Source organism: Microbacterium allomyrinae (assembly GCF_020682705.1).
Taxonomy (GTDB): Bacteria; Actinomycetota; Actinomycetes; order Actinomycetales; family Microbacteriaceae; genus Microbacterium; species Microbacterium allomyrinae.
Map to the genome: position 1 here is coordinate 503,046 of NZ_JAGTTN010000002.1, position 18,470 is coordinate 521,515.

General features: G+C 68.4%; 15 protein-coding genes. 5 read left to right on the plus strand and 10 right to left on the minus strand.

Annotated elements, in window-relative coordinates; translation table 11 throughout:
- Positions 1-15 precede the first annotated feature (15 nt).
- From KEC57_RS08760 to rplU, 5 genes are all read right to left on the minus strand, one after another.
- Positions 16-1,275 carry a glutamate-5-semialdehyde dehydrogenase gene (locus KEC57_RS08760; protein WP_229384177.1) on the minus strand — a complete coding sequence of 420 codons (1,260 nt, stop codon included), beginning with the start codon at positions 1,273-1,275 and terminating at the stop codon, positions 16-18.
- Entirely contained in the window at positions 1,272-2,114 is an 843-nt protein-coding gene (proB, locus tag KEC57_RS08765) for a glutamate 5-kinase (RefSeq protein ID WP_229384178.1), read from the minus strand. Before proB ends, KEC57_RS08760 begins: the two co-directional genes overlap by 4 nt.
- Positions 2,111-3,616 carry a GTPase ObgE gene (obgE, locus tag KEC57_RS08770; RefSeq protein WP_229384179.1) on the minus strand — a complete coding sequence of 502 codons (1,506 nt, stop codon included), beginning with the start codon at positions 3,614-3,616 and terminating at the stop codon, positions 2,111-2,113. The genes proB and obgE overlap by 4 nt, the downstream gene beginning before the upstream one ends.
- Before the next feature lie 91 nt (positions 3,617-3,707).
- On the minus strand, positions 3,708-3,965 hold the full coding sequence (gene rpmA, locus KEC57_RS08775) for a 50S ribosomal protein L27 (protein ID WP_229384180.1): 258 nt from the start codon (positions 3,963-3,965) through the stop codon (positions 3,708-3,710).
- A gap of 19 nt (positions 3,966-3,984) precedes the next feature.
- Positions 3,985-4,293 carry a 50S ribosomal protein L21 gene (rplU, locus tag KEC57_RS08780; RefSeq protein ID WP_229384181.1) on the minus strand — a complete coding sequence of 103 codons (309 nt, stop codon included), beginning with the start codon at positions 4,291-4,293 and terminating at the stop codon, positions 3,985-3,987.
- 256 nt (positions 4,294-4,549) lie between these two features.
- Here rplU and KEC57_RS08785 point away from each other — a divergent pair, with 256 nt between their 5' ends.
- Positions 4,550-4,822 carry a DUF4031 domain-containing protein gene (locus KEC57_RS08785; RefSeq protein WP_229384182.1) on the plus strand — a complete coding sequence of 91 codons (273 nt, stop codon included), beginning with the start codon at positions 4,550-4,552 and terminating at the stop codon, positions 4,820-4,822.
- A gap of 41 nt (positions 4,823-4,863) precedes the next feature.
- On the opposite strand, the gene KEC57_RS08790 is transcribed toward KEC57_RS08785, so the two are convergent.
- Positions 4,864-7,233: an Rne/Rng family ribonuclease gene (locus tag KEC57_RS08790; RefSeq protein WP_229384183.1), complete on the minus strand. Its 2,370-nt coding sequence runs from the start codon at positions 7,231-7,233 to the stop codon at positions 4,864-4,866.
- Positions 7,234-7,538: 305 nt separating this feature from the next.
- Between KEC57_RS08790 and KEC57_RS08795 the strand changes: the two genes are divergently transcribed.
- The gene (locus tag KEC57_RS08795; RefSeq protein WP_229384184.1) at positions 7,539-8,156 is read left to right on the plus strand and encodes a vitamin K epoxide reductase family protein; all 618 of its coding nucleotides are present in this window, start codon (positions 7,539-7,541) and stop codon (positions 8,154-8,156) included.
- A gap of 90 nt (positions 8,157-8,246) precedes the next feature.
- On the opposite strand, the gene ndk is transcribed toward KEC57_RS08795, so the two are convergent.
- The 4 genes from ndk to ileS are packed head-to-tail and all read right to left on the minus strand — an operon-like array spanning position 8,247 to position 13,872.
- Complete coding sequence (gene ndk, locus KEC57_RS08800; protein WP_229384185.1) at positions 8,247-8,663, minus strand: nucleoside-diphosphate kinase; 417 nt, start codon at positions 8,661-8,663, stop codon at positions 8,247-8,249.
- Positions 8,664-8,681: 18 nt separating this feature from the next.
- On the minus strand, positions 8,682-9,101 hold the full coding sequence (locus tag KEC57_RS08805; protein WP_229384186.1) for a DUF4233 domain-containing protein: 420 nt from the start codon (positions 9,099-9,101) through the stop codon (positions 8,682-8,684).
- Positions 9,098-10,456, minus strand: coding sequence for a bifunctional folylpolyglutamate synthase/dihydrofolate synthase (locus tag KEC57_RS08810; protein ID WP_229384187.1), 1,359 nt, complete (start codon positions 10,454-10,456; stop codon positions 9,098-9,100). The genes KEC57_RS08805 and KEC57_RS08810 overlap by 4 nt, the downstream gene beginning before the upstream one ends.
- Positions 10,453-13,872: an isoleucine--tRNA ligase gene (gene ileS, locus KEC57_RS08815; protein WP_229384422.1), complete on the minus strand. Its 3,420-nt coding sequence runs from the start codon at positions 13,870-13,872 to the stop codon at positions 10,453-10,455. Before ileS ends, KEC57_RS08810 begins: the two co-directional genes overlap by 4 nt.
- Positions 13,873-14,239: 367 nt before the next feature.
- Between ileS and KEC57_RS08820 the strand changes: the two genes are divergently transcribed.
- The 3 genes from KEC57_RS08820 to KEC57_RS08830 all read left to right on the plus strand — a co-directional run bounded on the left by KEC57_RS08820 (position 14,240) and on the right by KEC57_RS08830 (position 18,458).
- Positions 14,240-15,505, plus strand: a complete 1,266-nt coding sequence (locus tag KEC57_RS08820) for an MFS transporter (protein ID WP_229384188.1) — start codon at positions 14,240-14,242, stop codon at positions 15,503-15,505.
- A gap of 105 nt (positions 15,506-15,610) precedes the next feature.
- Positions 15,611-18,208, plus strand: coding sequence for a valine--tRNA ligase (gene valS, locus KEC57_RS08825; protein ID WP_229384189.1), 2,598 nt, complete (start codon positions 15,611-15,613; stop codon positions 18,206-18,208).
- A gap of 1 nt (position 18,209) precedes the next feature.
- Entirely contained in the window at positions 18,210-18,458 is a 249-nt protein-coding gene (locus KEC57_RS08830) for a hypothetical protein (RefSeq protein ID WP_229384190.1), read from the plus strand.
- Positions 18,459-18,470 lie beyond the last annotated feature (12 nt).

The following is an 18,470-nucleotide window of genomic DNA, read 5'->3' on the forward strand; positions in this document are numbered from 1 at the left end:
GTTCAGTTTATGCCGTCACGCGCGCACTTGTCCGGCGCCGCGCGCCAGCCACTTGGTACTGGTGAGTTCGGCGAGGCCCATCGGCCCGCGTGCGTGCAGCTTCTGCGTGGAGATTCCCACCTCGGCGCCGAAGCCGAACTCGCCGCCGTCAGTGAACCGCGTCGATGTGTTCGCCATCACCACGGCCGAATCGACCTCGGCCAGGAAGCGTGCCTCGTTGGCGGAATCTTGCGTGATGATCGACTCGGTGTGGTGGGTGGAGTAGCGCCGGATGTGATCGAGGGCGACATCGAGGTCGTCGACGACCCGCATCGCGATGTCGAGGCTGAGGTACTCGGTGGACCAGTCCTCGTCGGTCGCGGCGGTCACGCCGTCGGCCAGCCCGAGGACCGAATCATCGCCGTGCACGGTCACCCCGCTCGCCTGGAGCGCGGCCACCACCGGGGGGACGAGGCGCTGCGCGGCGCCGCGGAGCACGAGGACCGTCTCGACCGCGTTGCACACGCTCGGGCGCTGGGTCTTGGCGTTCACGACGATGTCGCGGGCCCACTCCAGCGGCGCGCTCTCATCGAGCACGATGTGCACGATACCGGCGCCGGTCTCGATGACGGGCACGGAGGATTCGGTGACGACCGTCTCGATCAGCTGGGCACTGCCGCGAGGCACGAGGACATCGACCACACCGCGAGCGTGCATCAGCTCTCGGGCGCCGTCGCGACCGAAGTCGTCGATGGTCTGGATGGCTTCGGGATCGAGTCCTCGGTCGGCGAGGGCGCCCCGCATCGCGCTCACGAGCGCCGCGTTCGTGCGTGCGGCGGCGGATCCGCCGCGCAGCACCACCGCGTTGCCAGAGCGCAGCGCCAGCGCCGCGATGTCGACGGTCACATTGGGGCGAGCCTCGTAGATCGAGCCGACCACGCCGAACGGCACCGCGACCTTGGTGAGCGTGACGCCGTTCGCGAGCGTGCGCTCGTCGAGGACGCGGCCGACCGGATCGGGCAGCTCGGCGATGTCACGGACGGCGGCCGCCAGCGCGGCGACGCGCGGTGCGTCCAGCCGCAGGCGGTCCTGGAGCGCCTCGGACAGGCCGCTCTCGCGCCCCCGTGCGAGGTCTTCGCCGTTCGCATCGACGATCTCCGCCTGGCCGGCCGCGATCGCGTCCGCGATCGCGAGGAGGGCCTCACGCTTGGTGGCGTCGTCGAGCAGGCCGATGCTGCGCGATGCATCCTTGGCCAGCAGCATCCGCTCGCGTGCCGTCGTGGCGATGGTGGTCATCCGCCCAGTTTATCGACCATGGTGCGCACCGGGCCGGTCGCCGCCGGTGCGGACGGCTCGGGGTTCGGCTGGAACCAGGTGCCGATCTCGGCGCCGGACAACGCGGCATCGACCAGATCGGCGCTCGTGACGAGCACGCCGATGCCGGATGCCGCGGCCAGCCGTGCGGCCGAGACCTTGGTCGCCGCTCCCCCGGTGCCGACGCTGTTGACGACGACGGAGCCGAACGAGAACCCGTGGAGGTCGTCGCCGTACGTCACGTGCGGGATCGGCAGGGCTCCCGGCTCGTCCGGCGGGCGCGTGTACAGGCACTCGATATCGCTCAGCAGCACCAGCGCATCAGCGCCGATGAGCTGTGCGACCATCGCCGCCAGGCGGTCGTTGTCGCCGAAGCGGATCTCGTGGGTCGCGACGGTGTCGTTCTCGTTCACGATCGGGAGGATGCGCAGCCCCAGCAGGCGCTCCATGGCGCGCCGGGCATTCGAGCGGTGCGTGGGGTTCTCGAGGTCGCCGGCGGTCAGGAGCACCTGACCGGCCACGATGCGGAACGTCCGCAGCGCCTCTTGATAGCGGTAGATCAGCACGTTCTGGCCGACCGCCGCCGCCGCCTGCTGCGTTGCGAGATCGCTCGGCCGCTCATCCAGGAGCAGGTACGGCATGCCGGTGGCGATCGCGCCCGAGGACACCAGCACGACCTCTGTGCCGCGCGCGTGCGCAGCGGCCAGGGCATCGACGATAGGGGCGATCTTGTGGGCGTTGTCGCCACTGATCGACGAAGAGCCGACCTTCACCACCACCCGGCGAGCGGTAGGGATGTCGGCGCGCTCGCGCGCGCTCACTCGGACCCCTCGTCCCCGCTCTTCTCGGCGATGCGCTCCGCCTCGAGCTCGGCGCGGGCGTCGGCCTTGGCGTCCATCCGGTCGTGATAGCGCTCGCGCCGCTCGGACGTCGTGCGCCGGTTGTTCTCGAACAGTCGCGGGTCGGTGCCACGGGGAGCGGTCATGAGCTCGGCCATGGAGGTCATGGTCGGCTGCCAGTCGAAGACGATGCCGTCGCCCTCGCCGATCACGACAGTCGCACCCGGCGTAGCGCCGGCGCGATAGAGCGAGGTTTCGACCCCGAGCTTCTCGAGGCGGTCGGCCAGATAGCCCACTGCCTCCTCGTTCTGGAAGTCGGTCTGCTGCACCCAGCGCTCGGGCTTCTCGCCGATGATCCGGTAGACGTTCCCGTACGTGCCGCCTTCGACACGCACGATGAACTCCTTGACCGAGCCCCTCGGGCGGATCACGATCCGCTCGGGAGGCGGCGTCTTCGCCTGCTCGATGCGGTGCGCCGTGACGATCTCGCCGAGCGCGAACGTCAGCTGGCGCAGGCCGGCGTGGCTCACGGTCGAGATATCGAACACCCGATAGCCGCGCGCCTCGAGCTCGGGGCGCACGAGGTCTGCGAGATCTTTCGCCTCCGGAACGTCGACCTTGTTCAGCGCGACGAGCTGGGGGCGCTCCAGCAGCGGGATCTGCCCCTCGGGCACAGGGTAGGCGGCAAGCTCCGCCAGGATCACGTCGAGGTCCGACAGCGGGTCGCGGCCGGGCTCGAGGGTGGCGCAGTCGAGCACGTGGACCAGTGCGGTGCAGCGCTCGACGTGACGCAGGAACTCCAGCCCCAGGCCCTTGCCCTCGCTCGCACCCTCGATGAGCCCCGGAACGTCGGCGACGGTGTAGCGGACATCGCCGGCTTGAACCACCCCGAGGTTGGGATGAAGGGTCGTGAAAGGGTAATCGGCGATCTTCGGACGCGCCGCCGAGATCGCGGCGATGAGGCTCGACTTGCCCGCGGACGGGAAGCCGACCAGGGCGACGTCGGCGACGGTCTTCAGCTCGAGGACGACATCGCCCTGCCAGCCGGGGACGCCGAGCAGGGCGAATCCCGGTGCCTTGCGCTTGGGGTTGGACAGGGCGGCGTTGCCGAGCCCGCCCTGACCGCCGGGAGCGACGATGAAGCGCATGCCCGGCTCGATCATGTCGACCAGGGGTGTGCCGTCGACATCCTTGACGAGAGTGCCCACCGGGATCGGCAGCTCCGTCACTTCGCCGGCGGCACCCGAGCGGTGATCGCCCATGCCGAAGCCGCCGTTGCTCGCGGTGCGGTGGGGCGAGTGGTGGTAGGAGAGCAGCGTGGTGACCTGAGGGTCGGCGACCAGCACGACATCGCCCCCGTCGCCGCCATTGCCCCCGTCGGGCCCGGCCAGCGGCTTGAACTTCTCGCGCTTGACGGAGACGCAGCCGTTGCCGCCGTTTCCGGCACGTAGGTGCAGCGTGACGCGATCGACGAACGTGACCATGCGGTCCCCCTCAGGTCTGGGTCATCCCCAGGTAAAGGGAAGGGGCGGGCCGAAGCCCGCCCCTTCCTGGAAATCTGCGTGAGCGCGAGGACTACTGTCCGGCTGCCACGATGTTGACGACCTTGCGGCCGCCCTTCTGACCGAACTCGACCGCGCCTGCCTCGAGGGCGAACAGCGTGTCGTCGCCGCCACGGCCGACGTTGGCGCCGGGGTGGAAGTGGGTGCCGCGCTGGCGGACGATGATCTCGCCGGCGAGGACCTTCTGACCCCCGAAGCGCTTCACGCCAAGGCGCTGAGCGTTGGAGTCACGACCGTTACGGGTGGAGCTTGCGCCCTTTTTATGTGCCATCTCTGCGTCTCCTGTGGCTTTACTTGATGCCGGTGACCTTGACGCGCGTGAGGTCCTGACGGTGGCCCTGGCGCTTCTTGTAGCCGGTCTTGTTCTTGAACTTCTGGATCACGATCTTGGGTCCGCGCTCTTCGCCGACGACCTCGGCGGTGACGGACACCTTCGCGAGCTTGTCCGCGTCGGTGGTGACGGCGTCGCCGTCGACCAGGAGCACCGCGGGGAGCTCGATACTGTCGCCGATCTTCGCGGACTGGCGATCGAGGACGACGATCGTGCCGACCTCGACCTTTTCCTGCCGGCCGCCGGCGCGCACAACTGCGTAAACCACTTCACACCTGTTTCTTCTGGATGGAGCGCACGGCTCCGGTTGCCTTTGCGAGACTCTGCTCTTGCGAGAAGAGGAAGTCGTGGTGCGGAAGCGACTGATCGTGCCCGAAACCTGGGTTGGACAGGGCCGATCTCGTCGAGGAACGCAGTGAGGACTGCGAAACGTGACGCACCAAAGGACTACTTTACCGGATGGCGGGACCAGCCGCAAAAGCAAGCTCTGCCGTGTCGCCCGATTCCGTGATTAGGATCTGCACGTGACGATCTTGATCGACGATCCGCGCTGGCCCGCGCACGGTCGGCTGTGGGCTCATCTGGTGAGCGATTCGAGCCTCGAAGAGCTCCACGCCTTCGCCGCGGCGAACGGGATTCCACGGCGCGGTTTCGATCGCGATCACTACGACGTGCCCGATGAAGCGCACGCGAGGCTGGTGGCGGCGGGCGCACATCACGTCAGTGGACACGAACTCGTCCGCAGACTGATCGGTTCGGGACTGCGGGTGACGGCCCGGCAGCGTCGGGAGCTCTGAGAGCCCCCGACGCCGACGGATCGGCCCGCTTGGCGTCCTGCTCAGTCCTCGAGAGGCGCGTGAGCGACCGGGGTGCCGGTGAGTGCGGCCGTCGTCACACGACGGCGCGCACGACCCTGACCGGGCGCCTTGGGCTCGGGCAGGGCGCTGAGCACCGAGTCGAGCAGCATGTCGGTCTCGGTCTTGGGGGCTTTCGAGGCGCTGTCGGGGCGCTTCTTGCGCGGCTTCTTGACACGCTCGACGGGCGGAGCAGCGACGACGGGCACCGCGGACTCGGCAGGCGCCTCATCGTCGGGGTGGTGGATCGTCGAGGCGGCGATCTGCGCGAGAGCCGACTTGGCACCCTCGGTGATCACATGGGTCCCGTTCGAGCCGCCCGCGGCGGGGGCATTCCCGCGCGGACGCCGGCCCGCAGGCTGTGCGCCGGCGTTCGGAACACGGTGCTTGACGACGGGGTCATGGTGCACGATCACTCCGCGACCCGCGCAGACCTCGCACGGCTCGCTGAACGTCTCGAGCAGACCGAGGCCGAGCTTCTTGCGGGTCATCTGCACCAGCCCGAGCGAAGTGACCTCGGCGACCTGGTGCTTGGTCCGGTCACGGCTCAGGCACTCGACGAGCCTGCGCAGAACGAGGTCGCGATTGGACTCGAGCACCATGTCGATGAAGTCCACGACGATGATGCCGCCGATGTCGCGCAGTCGAAGCTGCCGGACGATCTCTTCGGCCGCCTCGAGGTTGTTCTTGGTGACCGTCTCCTCGAGGTTGCCGCCCGAGCCGACGAACTTGCCGGTGTTGACGTCGACGACCGTCATCGCCTCGGTGCGGTCGATCACGAGCGAGCCGCCGGACGGCAGCCAGACCTTGCGATCCAGCGCCTTCTCGATCTGCTCCGTCACGCGGAACTCGTCGAACGGATCGTGATCGCCCTCGTGGCGCTCGATGCGCTCGAGCAGATCGGGTGCGACCGACTCCAGGTACTTGGTGATCGTCTGGTGCGCCTCTTCGCCCTGGATGAGCATCCGGGAGAAGTCCTCATTGAACACGTCGCGCACGATCTTGACGAGCAGATCGGGCTCGGAATGAAGGAGGGCCGGCGCCTGGATCGACTCGATCTGCTTGCTGATGTGCTCCCACTGGTTGGTGAGGCGCTGCACGTCGCGCGTCAGCTGATCCTCGGTGGCGCCCTCGGCGGCGGTGCGCACGATCACGCCCGACGACTCCGGCAGCACCTCCTTGAGGATCTTCTTCAGGCGCGCGCGCTCGGTGTCGGGAAGCTTGCGCGAGATGCCGTTCATCGAGCCGGCGGGAACGTAGACGAGGTACCGGCCCGGCAGCGAGATCTGGCTCGTCAGACGGGCGCCCTTGTGGCCCACGGGGTCTTTCGTGACCTGCACCAGCACACGGTCGCCGCTCTTGAGGGCGAGCTCGATGCGGCGTGGCTGGTTGCCCGTCTCGACCGCATCCCAGTCGACCTCGCCGGAGTACAGCACCGCGTTACGGCCCCGCCCGATGTCGACGAACGCCGCCTCCATGCTGGGCAGCACGTTCTGAACGCGGCCGAGGTACACGTTGCCGATGAGCGACGCGTCCTGATTTCGGGCGACGTAGTGCTCGACGAGCACGTTGTCTTCGAGGACGGCGATCTGGATGCGCCCGTTCTTGGAGCGAACGATCATCACGCGGTCGACGGACTCACGGCGCGCAAGGAACTCGGCCTCGGTGACCACGGCGCGGCGGCGACCCGCCTCGCGTCCGTCCCGGCGGCGCTGCTTCTTGGCCTCGAGACGGGTCGAACCCTTGATTCGCTGAGGCTCGGTGATCAGTTCGACGGCGCGCTTGCGGGGCTGCTGGGGCTCGGCAGGGGCGGATGCCTCGTCCCTCGCCTCTCCCCCGCGGCGCCGGTTTCGCCGGCGCGACGTACCGGACGCCGGGGCGTCCGCATCGATCTCGACGTCGGGCTCGGCCTCGCGGGTGCGCTCGCGTCCGGGACGTGGCGGCAGCGGAACGAACTCCGGCGCGTAGAACATGAGCTGCGTCGACACCGCCGAGACGAAGACCTCGGGGAGAAGCCCCAGTCCGACCGCGGTGAGATCCTTCGGTGCGGAAGGCTCCTCGGTCGATGCGGTCTCGTCGGCTGGAACCTCGGCAGGCGCCACATCTTCGGCGGGGGCCGAAGCGTCGTCTGCCGTCGCCGACTCATCCTCGGTGGAGGACGGAGCATTCTCGACCGGAGCCGGGTCGTCCTCCGCCGGTGCCGCGGCGGGCTCGTCGCCCTCCACGACAGCCACCGACTCGATCGTGTCGTGGATCTCCGTATCCGCTGACTCCGCCGGAGGAGTCTCACTCTGCGCTAGCTGCGCGTCCGGCTCGGTCTGAGGATCGAATTCTGTGTTGTTGCCATCTGCCATCACTGGCGCACTCCCTGCGGGGCGGCACCGCGCGCCACCCGGCGAAATCTCGTGCGGCGCCGCACCTGCGGTGCCGCGAACTCACTCGGTCTGCAGTGGAATTCCTGCTCTCGGCGGATGTTCCTACTGCCAAGGGCGTCCGTCGCCCTGAAGTCTTCGGTGATGGGTGTCGCGGCGCGGCCGCGAATCATCAGACACCAGTATCGCACTTCCGTCACTGGATTGCCCATTCACGGCGCGCGGGCTGCTTTTGCACGGCGGCGGGATGCGGCATCCGCCCAGTCCTCGATGTCATAATCCGAGGCATGCCCGCGCCGCAGACGCACACCAGACCGACCGCCCTCGCCGTGTGGCTGGTGATCGCGGGCGTCATCGGCTGGTGGGCGGCTTTCCAACTCACCCTCGAGAAGTTCCACGCGCTCGAGAATCCCGGCACCGGCGCGTCGTGCGACTTCAGCGTCCTGGTGCAGTGCAGCGCGAACCTCGACTCATGGCAGGGCAGCGTGTTCGGTTTTCCGAACCCCGTCCTCGGTCTCACGGGCTGGGTCGCGCCCATCGTCGTGGGCGTGGCGATCCTCGCGGGCGCCCGGTTCGCCCGGTGGTTCTGGTGGTGCTTCTGGGCGGGCTTCGCGTTCGCGTTCGGCTTCGTCGTGTGGCTGATCGGCCAGAGCCTCTACGATCTGCACACTCTCTGCCCCTGGTGCATGGTCACGTGGGCGGTGACGATCCCCACCTTCTACGCCGTCTCGGTTCATCTGCTGCGCTCCGGCGTCGTGCCCGTGCCGCCGGGTGTCCGCCGCGCCGCCGATGCCGCGATGGCGTGGGTGCCGCTCGCGGCGATCCTCAGCTACGCCGTCGTGATCCTCCTCGCACAACTCGAGCTCGATGCGATCCCCAATATCTGGAAGACGCTCTTCGGCTGAGCGCTCGTCCTCGCATTTCTCACGACGCTGCCGACACGAACGGCCCGGAGCCTCCTCGCGGGGCATCCGGGCCGTTCGGACGGCAACGAGTCAGACGAACCAGATTCCGAGCTCGCGGGCTGCGGACTCGGGGCTGTCGGAGCCGTGGACGAGGTTCTGCTGCACCTTCAGGCCCCAATCGCGACCGAAGTCGCCGCGGATCGTTCCGGGAGCGGCCGTCGTAGGGTCGGTGGTGCCGGCGAGCGAGCGGAAGCCCTCGATGACACGGTTGCCGGCGAGGCGGATCGCGACCGAAGGCCCGGACAGCATGAACTCGAGCAGCGGCTCGTAGAAGGGCTTGCCCTCGTGCTCGGCGTAGTGCCGCTCGAGGGTCTCACGGTCGGGCTCGACCAGGCGGATGTCGACGAGCGCGTAGCCCTTGGCCTCGATGCGGGCCAGGATCGCGCCCGTCAGACCGCGGGCGACGCCATCGGGCTTGACCAGGACGAGGGTCTCTTCGGTGGGCATGGGGCTCCGTTCGCTGATTCAGACAGTGTCGGTGTGGTTCGCGGCACGCTCGGCGTTGCGACGGTCGAGAGCTGCTCCCTTGATCGTCGCATACCCGTACATGCCGCCGAAAATGACGGCCACGATCGCGAGCGCGGGCACGAGGAATGCTCCGAGGGCGACGACGACCTGCAGCACCCAGCCCAGGGCGATGCCCCACGGGTAACGCAGAAGCCGCGCCGTCACGATCATGAGAAGGGCGACGACGGATCCGGCGACGATTCCCCACCACGGCGCGATCGGCTCGGGCAGCGCCTCGAGGCCGTAGATCGTGAGCCCGCCGAGGAAGGCGATAGCGGATTCGAAGCCGAGGACGATGCTCCCGAGCGACTCGGCGGCGCCCCGCCGACGGCGGACCCGCGGCGGTGTCGATTCGGACGGCGGCGACTGGTCGCTCACTCGCTCCACCCGCCCTTCCAGTCGTCAGCCGCCGCGAGAGCGAGGGCCTCGCCGGCCAGCAGCACGGAACCTGCGATCACCACGGCCCGACGATCGGATGCCGCGGCCCATTGCCTGGCCGCCTCCGCGGCTTCCGCGAGGTCACGGTGAACGGTCACGGCGAGTCCGCGCGCCTCGGCGAGGTCTGCGACCGTGTCGGCATCGGCGGCACGCTCGGACTCCGGCGCCGTCGCGAAGACGCAGGCGGCGACCGGCGCAAGCTCGTCGACGATGCCTGCGGCATCCTTGTCGGACAGCACGCCCAGGACGACACCCCACTCGTCGAAGTCGAACGACTCCCCCAGCGCCGCCGCGAGGGCGCGCGCGCCGTGCGGGTTGTGCGCCGCGTCCACGACCACAGTGGGGGCCGCGCCGACGAGCTGCAGCCGGCCGGGCGACGTGACGGTGCCCAGCCCTTCGGCCAGGATGTCTCCCGTGATCGACTGCTGTGCGCCGCCGACGAGGGACTCGACCGCAGCAATGGCCAGCGCCGCGTTGAAGCCCTGATGCGCACCATAGAGGGGCAGGTATTCCTCCGCGTACACCCCCGCCAGGCCGCGCACGGTGATCTGCTGGCCGCCGACAGCGAGACGATGCTCGGCCAGGGCGAAACCGTCGCCCTCGAACGCGATCGTCGCGCCATGCGCGGCCGCGGCATCCTTCAGCACTGCCTCGACATCGGCATCCTGTCGCGCCGAGACCACGGCGGCGCCGTCCTTGATGATCCCGGCCTTGACGGCGGCGATCTCGGCGACGGTGGCGCCCAGTCGATCGGCATGGTCGAGCGCGACCGGGGCGAACACCGCGACGTCGCCGTCCGCCGTGTTGGTGGAGTCCCACGATCCGCCCATCCCGACCTCGAGGACGAGGACATCGATCGGGGCGTCGGCGAACGCGACGAAGGCGAGCACCGTCAGCAGCTCGAAGAAAGTGAGCGGCGCGTCTCCTGCCGCCGCGAGCTCGGCATCCACGAGGTCGACGAACGGGGCGATCTCGTCCCACGCGTCGGCGATGGCCGCGTCGCCGATAGGCGCGCCGTCGACCATGATCCGTTCGGTGAAGCGCTCCAGATGCGGGCTGGTGAACAGTCCCGTGCGCAGTCCGTGCGCGCGCACGAGGCTCTCGATGATGCGGCTCGTCGAGGTCTTGCCGTTGGTACCTGTCACGTGCACGACGCGATAGGTGCGCTGCGGGTCGTCGAGCAGTTCGAGCACACGCCGGGTGCGCTCGACGCGAGGCTGCACCCACCGCTCGCCCTGACGCTCGAGCAATGCCGCGTAGACCGAATCTGCGCGCGTGCGATCGCGATCGCTCATACGGATGCCTCGACCTTCGTCACCGCGACGGTGAAGTCGCCGCGGTTCGCGTAGGTATTCCCGGCGATCACCGCCTCGTAGTCCGCCGTCCCGTTCTCGCTGCCGGCACCCGCGAGCAGTTCGGCCAGCGGCGTGCGGACCGTGTACTGGACCGCCAGTGTCTCCCCTGCGACGTCGGCATCGCGGAATGCCGACGCGACCGCGTCGCCATCGCTTGCATCCTCGAACAGCAGATTCAGCCGGATGCGGTCGCTCACGTCGAAGCCCGCCGCCTTGCGCGTGTCCTGAACGGCGCGGATGATGTCGCGCGCGAGACCCTCCGCCTCGAGTTCGACCGTCGTGTTGGTATCGAGCAGGACGAAGCCGCCGCGGGTCTCGGCCGAGCCGAGCAATGCGATCGCTGTGCCCTCCTCGACGCCGCCCGCCTCGAGCGTGAGCTCGTATTCGCCGTCTTGCAGAGCGACACCGTCGACGACGACCACCCCGTCGCGCTCCTCCCAGACACCCGCCCGCGCACCCGCGATCACGTGCTGGACCTGCTTGCCCAGCCGCGGACCGGCGGCACGCGCATTGACGGTGAGGCGCCTGCTGATGCCGTACCGCTGGGCGACGTCATCTACGAGCTCGACGAGCTCGACCTGCTTGACGTTCAACTCGTCGCGCAGAATGCCGTCGAACTGGGCGAGCGCACCGGCACCGGTCAGCGCCACCGTGAGTTTCGGCAGCGGGAGTCGTACGCGCTTGCCCTCGCGCTTGCGGAGCGCGTTCGCGACGCTCGACACCTCGCGGACGGCGTCCATCGCCGCGCGGATGTCATCCGCCGCCGGGAACGCGTCGGCATCGGGCCAGTCCTGCAGGTGGACGCTGCGTCCGCCGGTGAGGCCGCGCCACACCTTCTCGGAGACGAGCGGGATGAGCGGGGCTGCGACGCGGGTGAGCGTCTCGAGCACCGTGTAAAGCGTGTCGAACGCCTCGGTGCTCGGGTCGGTTTCGCTCACACCCACCCAGAACCGGTCGCGCGAGCGTCGGATGTACCAGTTGGTCAGAGCCTCGGCGAAGTCGCGGAGCTTCGCCGCGGCGAGCGTCGAGTCGAGTGCGTCGAGATCGGTCGCGACCTCGCGGACGAGGTCGCCCGTGAGTGCCAGGATGTAGCGGTCGAGGACATTCGTCGAATCCGTGCGCCACGACGCCTGATAGCCCTCGCCTCCCGCCGCGTTCGCGTACGTGGAGAAGAAGTACCAGGTGCTCCACAGCGGGAGCAGGAAGTCGCGGACTCCCGCGCGGATGCCCTCCTCGGTGACGACGAGGTTCCCGCCGCGCAGCACCGAGCTCGACATCAGGAACCAGCGCATCGCATCCGACCCGTCGCGGTCGAACACCTCGCTCACGTCGGGGTAGTTCTGCAGCGACTTCGACATCTTCTGCCCGTCGCTGCCCAGCACGATGCCGTGGCACGACACGCCCGTGAACGCGGGACGATCGAACAGAGCGGTCGACAGCACGTGCATGACGTAGAACCAGCCACGGGTCTGTCCGATGTACTCGACGATGAAATCGGCCGGGGAGTGCGCGTCGAACCACTCGTGGTTCTCGAACGGGTAGTGCACCTGCGCGTAGGGCATCGACCCGGAGTCGAACCACACGTCGAACACGTCCTCGATCCGGCGCATGGTGCTCCGGCCTGTCGGGTCGTCGGGATTCGGCCGGGTGAGGTCGTCGATGAACGGCCGGTGCAGGTCGACGTCGCCCGACGCGTTGACCGGCAGTCGGCCGAAATCGCGTTCGAGTTCTTCGAAGGAGCCGTACACGTCGATGCGCGGATACTCCGGGTCATCGCTCTTCCACACCGGGATCGGTGAGCCCCAGTAGCGGTTGCGGCTGATGGACCAGTCGCGCGCGCCCTCGAGCCACTTGCCGAACTGGCCGTGCTTGACGTTCTCCGGAACCCAGGTGATCTGCTCGTTGTTCTCGAGCAGGCGGTCTTTGATGTCGGTGACGCGAACGAACCAGCTCGATACCGCCCGGTAGATCAGCGGGTTGCGGCAGCGCCAGCAGTGCGGGTACGAGTGCTCGTAGCTCGCGAGACGCAGCAGGCGGCCGTTCTGGCGGAGGATGCGCACGAGGGGCGTGTTCGCGTCCATCCACAGCTCGCCGGCCACCTCGGTGACCTGCGGCAGGAAGCGTCCGCCGTCGTCGAGGCTCATGATGAGCGGGATGCCGGCGGCCTCGGTCACCCGCTGGTCGTCCTCACCGTAGGCCGGGGCCTGATGGACGATGCCGGTGCCGTCGGCCGTCGTGACGTAGTCGTCGACGAGGATGCGCCATGCCGACGCCGTGTCCCAGGTCGCGGCATCCGCGTAGTAGTCGAAGAGCCGATCGTAGGTGACGTCCTGCAGCTGCGAGCCCAGGACGGTCTGCTCGACCGCCTCGCGGGCGGCCTCGGCGGACTCGTAGCCGAGATCCTTGGCGTAGCCGCCGAGAAGCTCTTCGGCGAGCAGGTACCGATGCGAGGTCGCCTCGACCGGGTCGTGCGCGGCGCCCGTGCCCGAACCCGTCGCAGGGTCGTGGTGGACATCGGCAGCGCCGTTCGGGCCGCCCGGGACGACGACGTAGCGGATGTCGGGACCGACGACGAGCGCGAGGTTGGTCGGCAGCGTCCACGGGGTCGTCGTCCAGGCGAGAGCCCGCACCGCGGTGAGCCCGAGAGCCTCGGCCTTCGCGCCCGTCAGCGGGAAGGTGACGGTGACGGAGGGATCCTGTCGCATCTTGTAGACGTCGTCGTCCATGCGAAGCTCGTGCGCCGAGAGCGGGGTCTCGTCGCGCCAGCAGTATGGGAGTACGCGGTATCCCTCGTACGCGAGCCCCTTGTCGTGAAGCGTCTTGAACGCCCAGAGCACGGACTCCATGTACGACGGGTTGAGCGTCTTGTAGCCGCGTTCGAAGTCGACCCACCGTGCCTGGCGGGTGACGTAGTCCTCCCACTCATGGGTGTACGCGAGCACGGACTCGCGGGCTTTGTCGTTGAACGCGGCGACTCCCATCGCCTCGATCTCGCTCTTCTCCGTGATGCCGAGCTGCTTCATCGCCTCGAGCTCGGCCGGCAGGCCGTGCGTATCCCAGCCGAAGACGCGGTCCACCTTCTTGCCGCGCATGGTCTGGAAGCGCGGGAACAGATCCTTCGCGTACCCGGTGAGGAGGTGACCGTAGTGCGGCAGGCCGTTCGCGAACGGCGGGCCGTCGTAGAAGACCCACTCCTCGGCACCTTCGCGCTGATCGATGGATGCCCGGAAGGTCTGGTCCGCCTCCCAGAACGAGAGGGTCTCACGCTCGATCTCAGGAAAGCGGGGGCTCGGAACGACGGAGGCGGGCGCGGTATCGGCCGCGGGCCCGAAGGCGGAGGGGCGTGGGTAGGTCATCATCTCTCGCAGGTGCTCGCTCGTATGCTTCCTGCCGGGACGACACTGCCTGGATCGCTGACCAGGCGTACCGCGGTACCACCCTGCGTTGACGCCCGACCCCGTTCAGGATCAATTCGTCCGCTTTCACTGCGGCTGTGACGGGCCTGCCCCGCTCGGTTCTAATGAGGACTCGCATCCCGTTCTTCCGAGAGCTCCCCGGTGATGCCGGATCAGCGCTGCTGCATCGATTCTAGCGTGGTGGCGCATGGGGAATGCGGCTGGGCGATCCGCTGTTTATGGACCCGTGCCAAGATTGAGCCCTGTGAGTTCCCCTGAAATGTCTGCGTCCACTTCGTCCCCGACCCGCCGCGTCGCCTGGGCATCCATGGTGGGCACCTCTCTGGAGTCCTTCGACTTCTACGTCTTCGCCTACTTCTCGGCGTTCTTCATCGGACCGCTGTTCTTCGAACCGCTCGGGGAGTTCGGCGGCTCGCTGCTGGCCTTCTCGACCGTCGCCGTCGCGTTCATCGTGCGCCCGATCGGTGCCGTGATCTTCGGCCACATGGGTGACCGCCTGGGACGCCGGACGACGCTGCTGTGGACGGTCGGCATCATGGGCATCGCGACCGGCCTCATCGGCCTGCTCCCGACCTACGCGCAGGCGGGCTGGTTCGGAGCCGTGCTCCTCGTGCTGCTGCGCGTCGTCCAGGGGCTCTCGCTCGGAGGCGAATGGGGCGGTTCGATCCTCATCGCGACCGAGCACTCCGGACCGGTCAAGCGCGCCTTCTACGCGGCGATCCCGCAGCTCGGCTCGCCGGTCGGCTCGATCCTGTCGGCCACGCTGTTCATCGTCATGACGTTCGTGCTGCCCGCCGAGGAGCTCGCCGCGTGGGGCTGGCGGATCCCCTTCCTCCTCGCGATCCCCCTGCTGGCGGTGTCGCTGTACCTGCGCTGGTCGATCAGCGAGACGCCCGTCTTCGAGGGCGTGGTCGCGGAGAAGCGCCGCGATGCGGTCCCGCTCGTCTCGCTGTTCCGTGCGCGCCCGGCAGCGATCCTCATCGCGATCGGTGCGGCGCTGCTCGGCATCGGGTCGTACTCGCTGATGAACACGTACACCGTCAATTACGGCGTCACGCAACTCGGGTTCAGCTTCCAGGATCTGCTCGTCGCCACGACGATCGGCGGCCTGCTGCAGCTGGTGACGATCCCCCTCTTCGGTGCATTGGCCAACCGGATCGGATCGGCACGCGTCGTGATGTGGGGCGCGCTGGGCACGCTGTTGATCGCGTTCCCGATGTACTTCCTCCTGCAGTCCGCGACCTTCGGCATCCTTGTGGCGACGATGATCGTCGGCGGGATCCTGCCGACCATGTCGTGGGCGGCGCTCGGCGGGCTGATGAACGATCTGTTCCCCGATCACTTCCGATACTCCGCGCTGTCGATCTCGTACGCCATCGCCGCCACCGTGAGCGGATTCATCCCGATCGTCACGCTCGCGATCGGCGGGGCCACCGACTTCGCGTGGTGGCACCCCGGCATCGTCCTCGCCGTGCTCTCGGCCGTCACGCTGCTGTCGGCGTGGTCGGCTTCGCGCCTCCCGGCCGAGCCCGAGCTCGCCTCGGCGCCCGAGACGGCGTCCGCGACGGTCTGACGCGGCACGATCGTCGGGAACGGCGGATGCCCCGGGTAGAATCGATCGGCATCCCACACTCAGGCACGCTCACACAGTGCCGCACATATCGAACGAGGAGACCTGATGGCCGACGCGATCATTCCCGACAAGCCCGCACTCGAGGGTCTCGAATCCAAGTGGGATGAGGCGTGGAGCGCGCAGGGCACGTACCTGTTCGACCGTGCTCGTGCCGCCGAAGTCGGCAAGTCGGGCATCTTCTCGGTCGACACTCCGCCGCCCACCGCGTCGGGAAGCCTGCACATCGGGCACGTCTTCAGCTACACGCACACCGACGTGAAGGTGCGCTTCGAGCGCATGCGCGGAAAGACCGTCTTCTATCCGATGGGGTGGGACGACAACGGCCTTCCGACCGAGCGTCGCGTGCAGAACTACTACGGCGTGCGGTGCGACCCGTCGCTGCCGTACGACGCCGGATTCACGCCCCCCTTCGAGGGCGGCGACAACAAGTCCAGCCGTGCCGCCGACCAGATCCCCGTCAGCCGGCGCAACTTCATCGAGTTGTGCGAGCGGCTGACCGTCGAGGACGAGAAGCACTTCGAGGCGCTGTGGCGCTCGCTCGGGCTGAGCGTGGACTGGACCCAGACCTATCGCACGATCTCGGACGACACCATCCGCACGAGCCAGCTGGCATTCCTGCGCAACCTCGAGCGTGGCGAGGCCTACCAGGATCTCGCCCCCACTCTCTGGGACATCGACTTCCGCACGGCGGTCGCGCAGGCCGAGCTCGAGGACCGCGACCAGCAGGCCGCCTATCACCGCCTCTCGTTCCCCTTCGCCGATGGGTCGGGCTCGATCGACATCGAGACGACACGTCCCGAGCTCCTTCCCGCGTGCGTGGCCCTCGTCACCCACCCAGAGGGCCCGCACAAGGACCTCATCGGCACCAGGATCCGCACGCCCTTCTTCGGCACAGAGATCGAGGTGCACGGCCACCACCTCGCCCAGGCCGACAAGGGCACGGGCGTCGCGATGGTGTGCACGTTCGGCGATGTGACCGACATCGTGTGGTGGCGGGAGCTTCGCCGCACCGACGGATCGAACCTTCCCAACTTCACGACGATCGGGATCGACGGGCGTTTCCTCGCCGATGCGCCGGCGGGTGTCGGCAGCGCCGACGCCGGCGCCTGGTACGTCGACCAGCTCGCGGGCAAGACGGTGTTCAGCGCGCGCAAGGCGATCGTCGAGAAGCTGACCGAGACCGGCGACATGCTCGAGGTGTCCAAACCGTTCACGCACGTCGTGAAGTTCTACGAGAAGGGCGACCGCCCGCTCGAGATCGTGTCGACCCGCCAGTGGTACATCCGCAACGGTGCCCGCGACCAGGCGCTGCGTGACAAGCTCATCGGCTTCGGCAAGGCGATGTCGTGGCATCCGGACTTCATGCGGGTGCGCTACGAGAACTGGGTCGGCGGGCTCACCGGCGACTGGCTCGTCTCGCGCCAGCGGTTCTTCGGTGTGCCCATTCCTCTGTGGTACGCGCTCGACGAGAACGGCGAGCGGGACTACAGCCGCGTGCTCACTCCCGATGCCGCGCTCCTGCCGGTCGACCCGAGCACCGATGCGCCGGCGGGATACACCGAGGACCAGCGCGGCGTTCCGGGCGGCTTCGACGGAGAGAACGACATCTTCGACACCTGGGCGACCTCGTCGCTCACCCCGCAGCTCGCCGGCGGCTGGGAACGCGACCCCGAGCTGTGGAACCTCGTCGCGCCGTTCGACCTGCGCCCGCAGGGCCAGGACATCATCCGCACGTGGCTGTTCTCGACGATGCTCCGAAGCGTCCTCGAAGACGACCGCGCGCCGTGGACGGATGCCGCTCTTTCGGGCTTCATCGTCGACCCCGACCGCAAGAAGATGTCGAAGTCGAAGGGCAACGTCGTCACACCCGCCGATGTCCTCGCCCAGCACGGGTCGGATGCGGTGCGGTATTGGGCCGCATCCAGCCGCCTCGGCACGGACGCCGCGTTCGATCCGCAGAACCCCACGCAGATCAAGATCGGCCGACGCCTCGCGATCAAGGTGCTCAACGCCGCCAAGTTCGTGCTGTCGTTCCCGGTGCCCGAAGGCGCGCAGGTGACGCACGCGCTGGATGCATCCATGCTCACGACTCTCGACGGCGTCGTGCGTGACGCGACTCGCGCGATCGAGTCGTACGACCACGCCCGCGCACTCGAGATCGCCGAATCATTCTTCTGGACGTTCTGCGACGACTACCTCGAGCTCGTGAAGGAGCGCGCCTACAACCAGACCGACGTCGGGCAGGCCTCTGCGGCGCTCGCGCTGCGCACGGCGCTGTCGACTCTGCTGCGTCTGTTCGCCCCGGTACTCGTTTTCGCGGCCGAGGAGTCGTGGTCGTGGTTCAACGAGGGATCTGTCCACACCGCTGCGTGGCCCGACACCCTCGGCATCGAGGGCGATCCGGCCGTGCTAACGGTCGTCGGCGAGGCGCTGATCGGCATCCGTCGCGCGAAGACCGAGGCGAAGGCATCGCAGAAGACTCCGGTCTCCCGCGTGACGATCGCCGGGCCTGCGGCATCCCTCGAGGCGCTTCGGCTCGCGGAAGGCGACCTCAAGGCCGTCGGCCGCATCTCCGAGATCTTGTACGCGGATGCCGATGCCCTCGCGGTCACCGACATCGAACTCGCCCAGCAGGAGGCCTGACATGCAACTCGGCACCCGCTGGACCTCGGGCGATGAGCCGCCCCGGGCCGTCCCCGAGGCGCTCGGGCGAGGCATCCGCGATGTCGACGCCGCCGTGCCGGACGACGGACTCGGCCAGCCGCGCCCCCGCTGGACCCTCACATGGCTCGAGGGCAGGCCGATCGCGGAACTCGACACCGGCGTGATCGTCACCCTCGACGACGACGGCGAGCCGGTCGTCCGCCACGACGTGGACGACGAGTTCGCCTAGACCTGGTGCGTG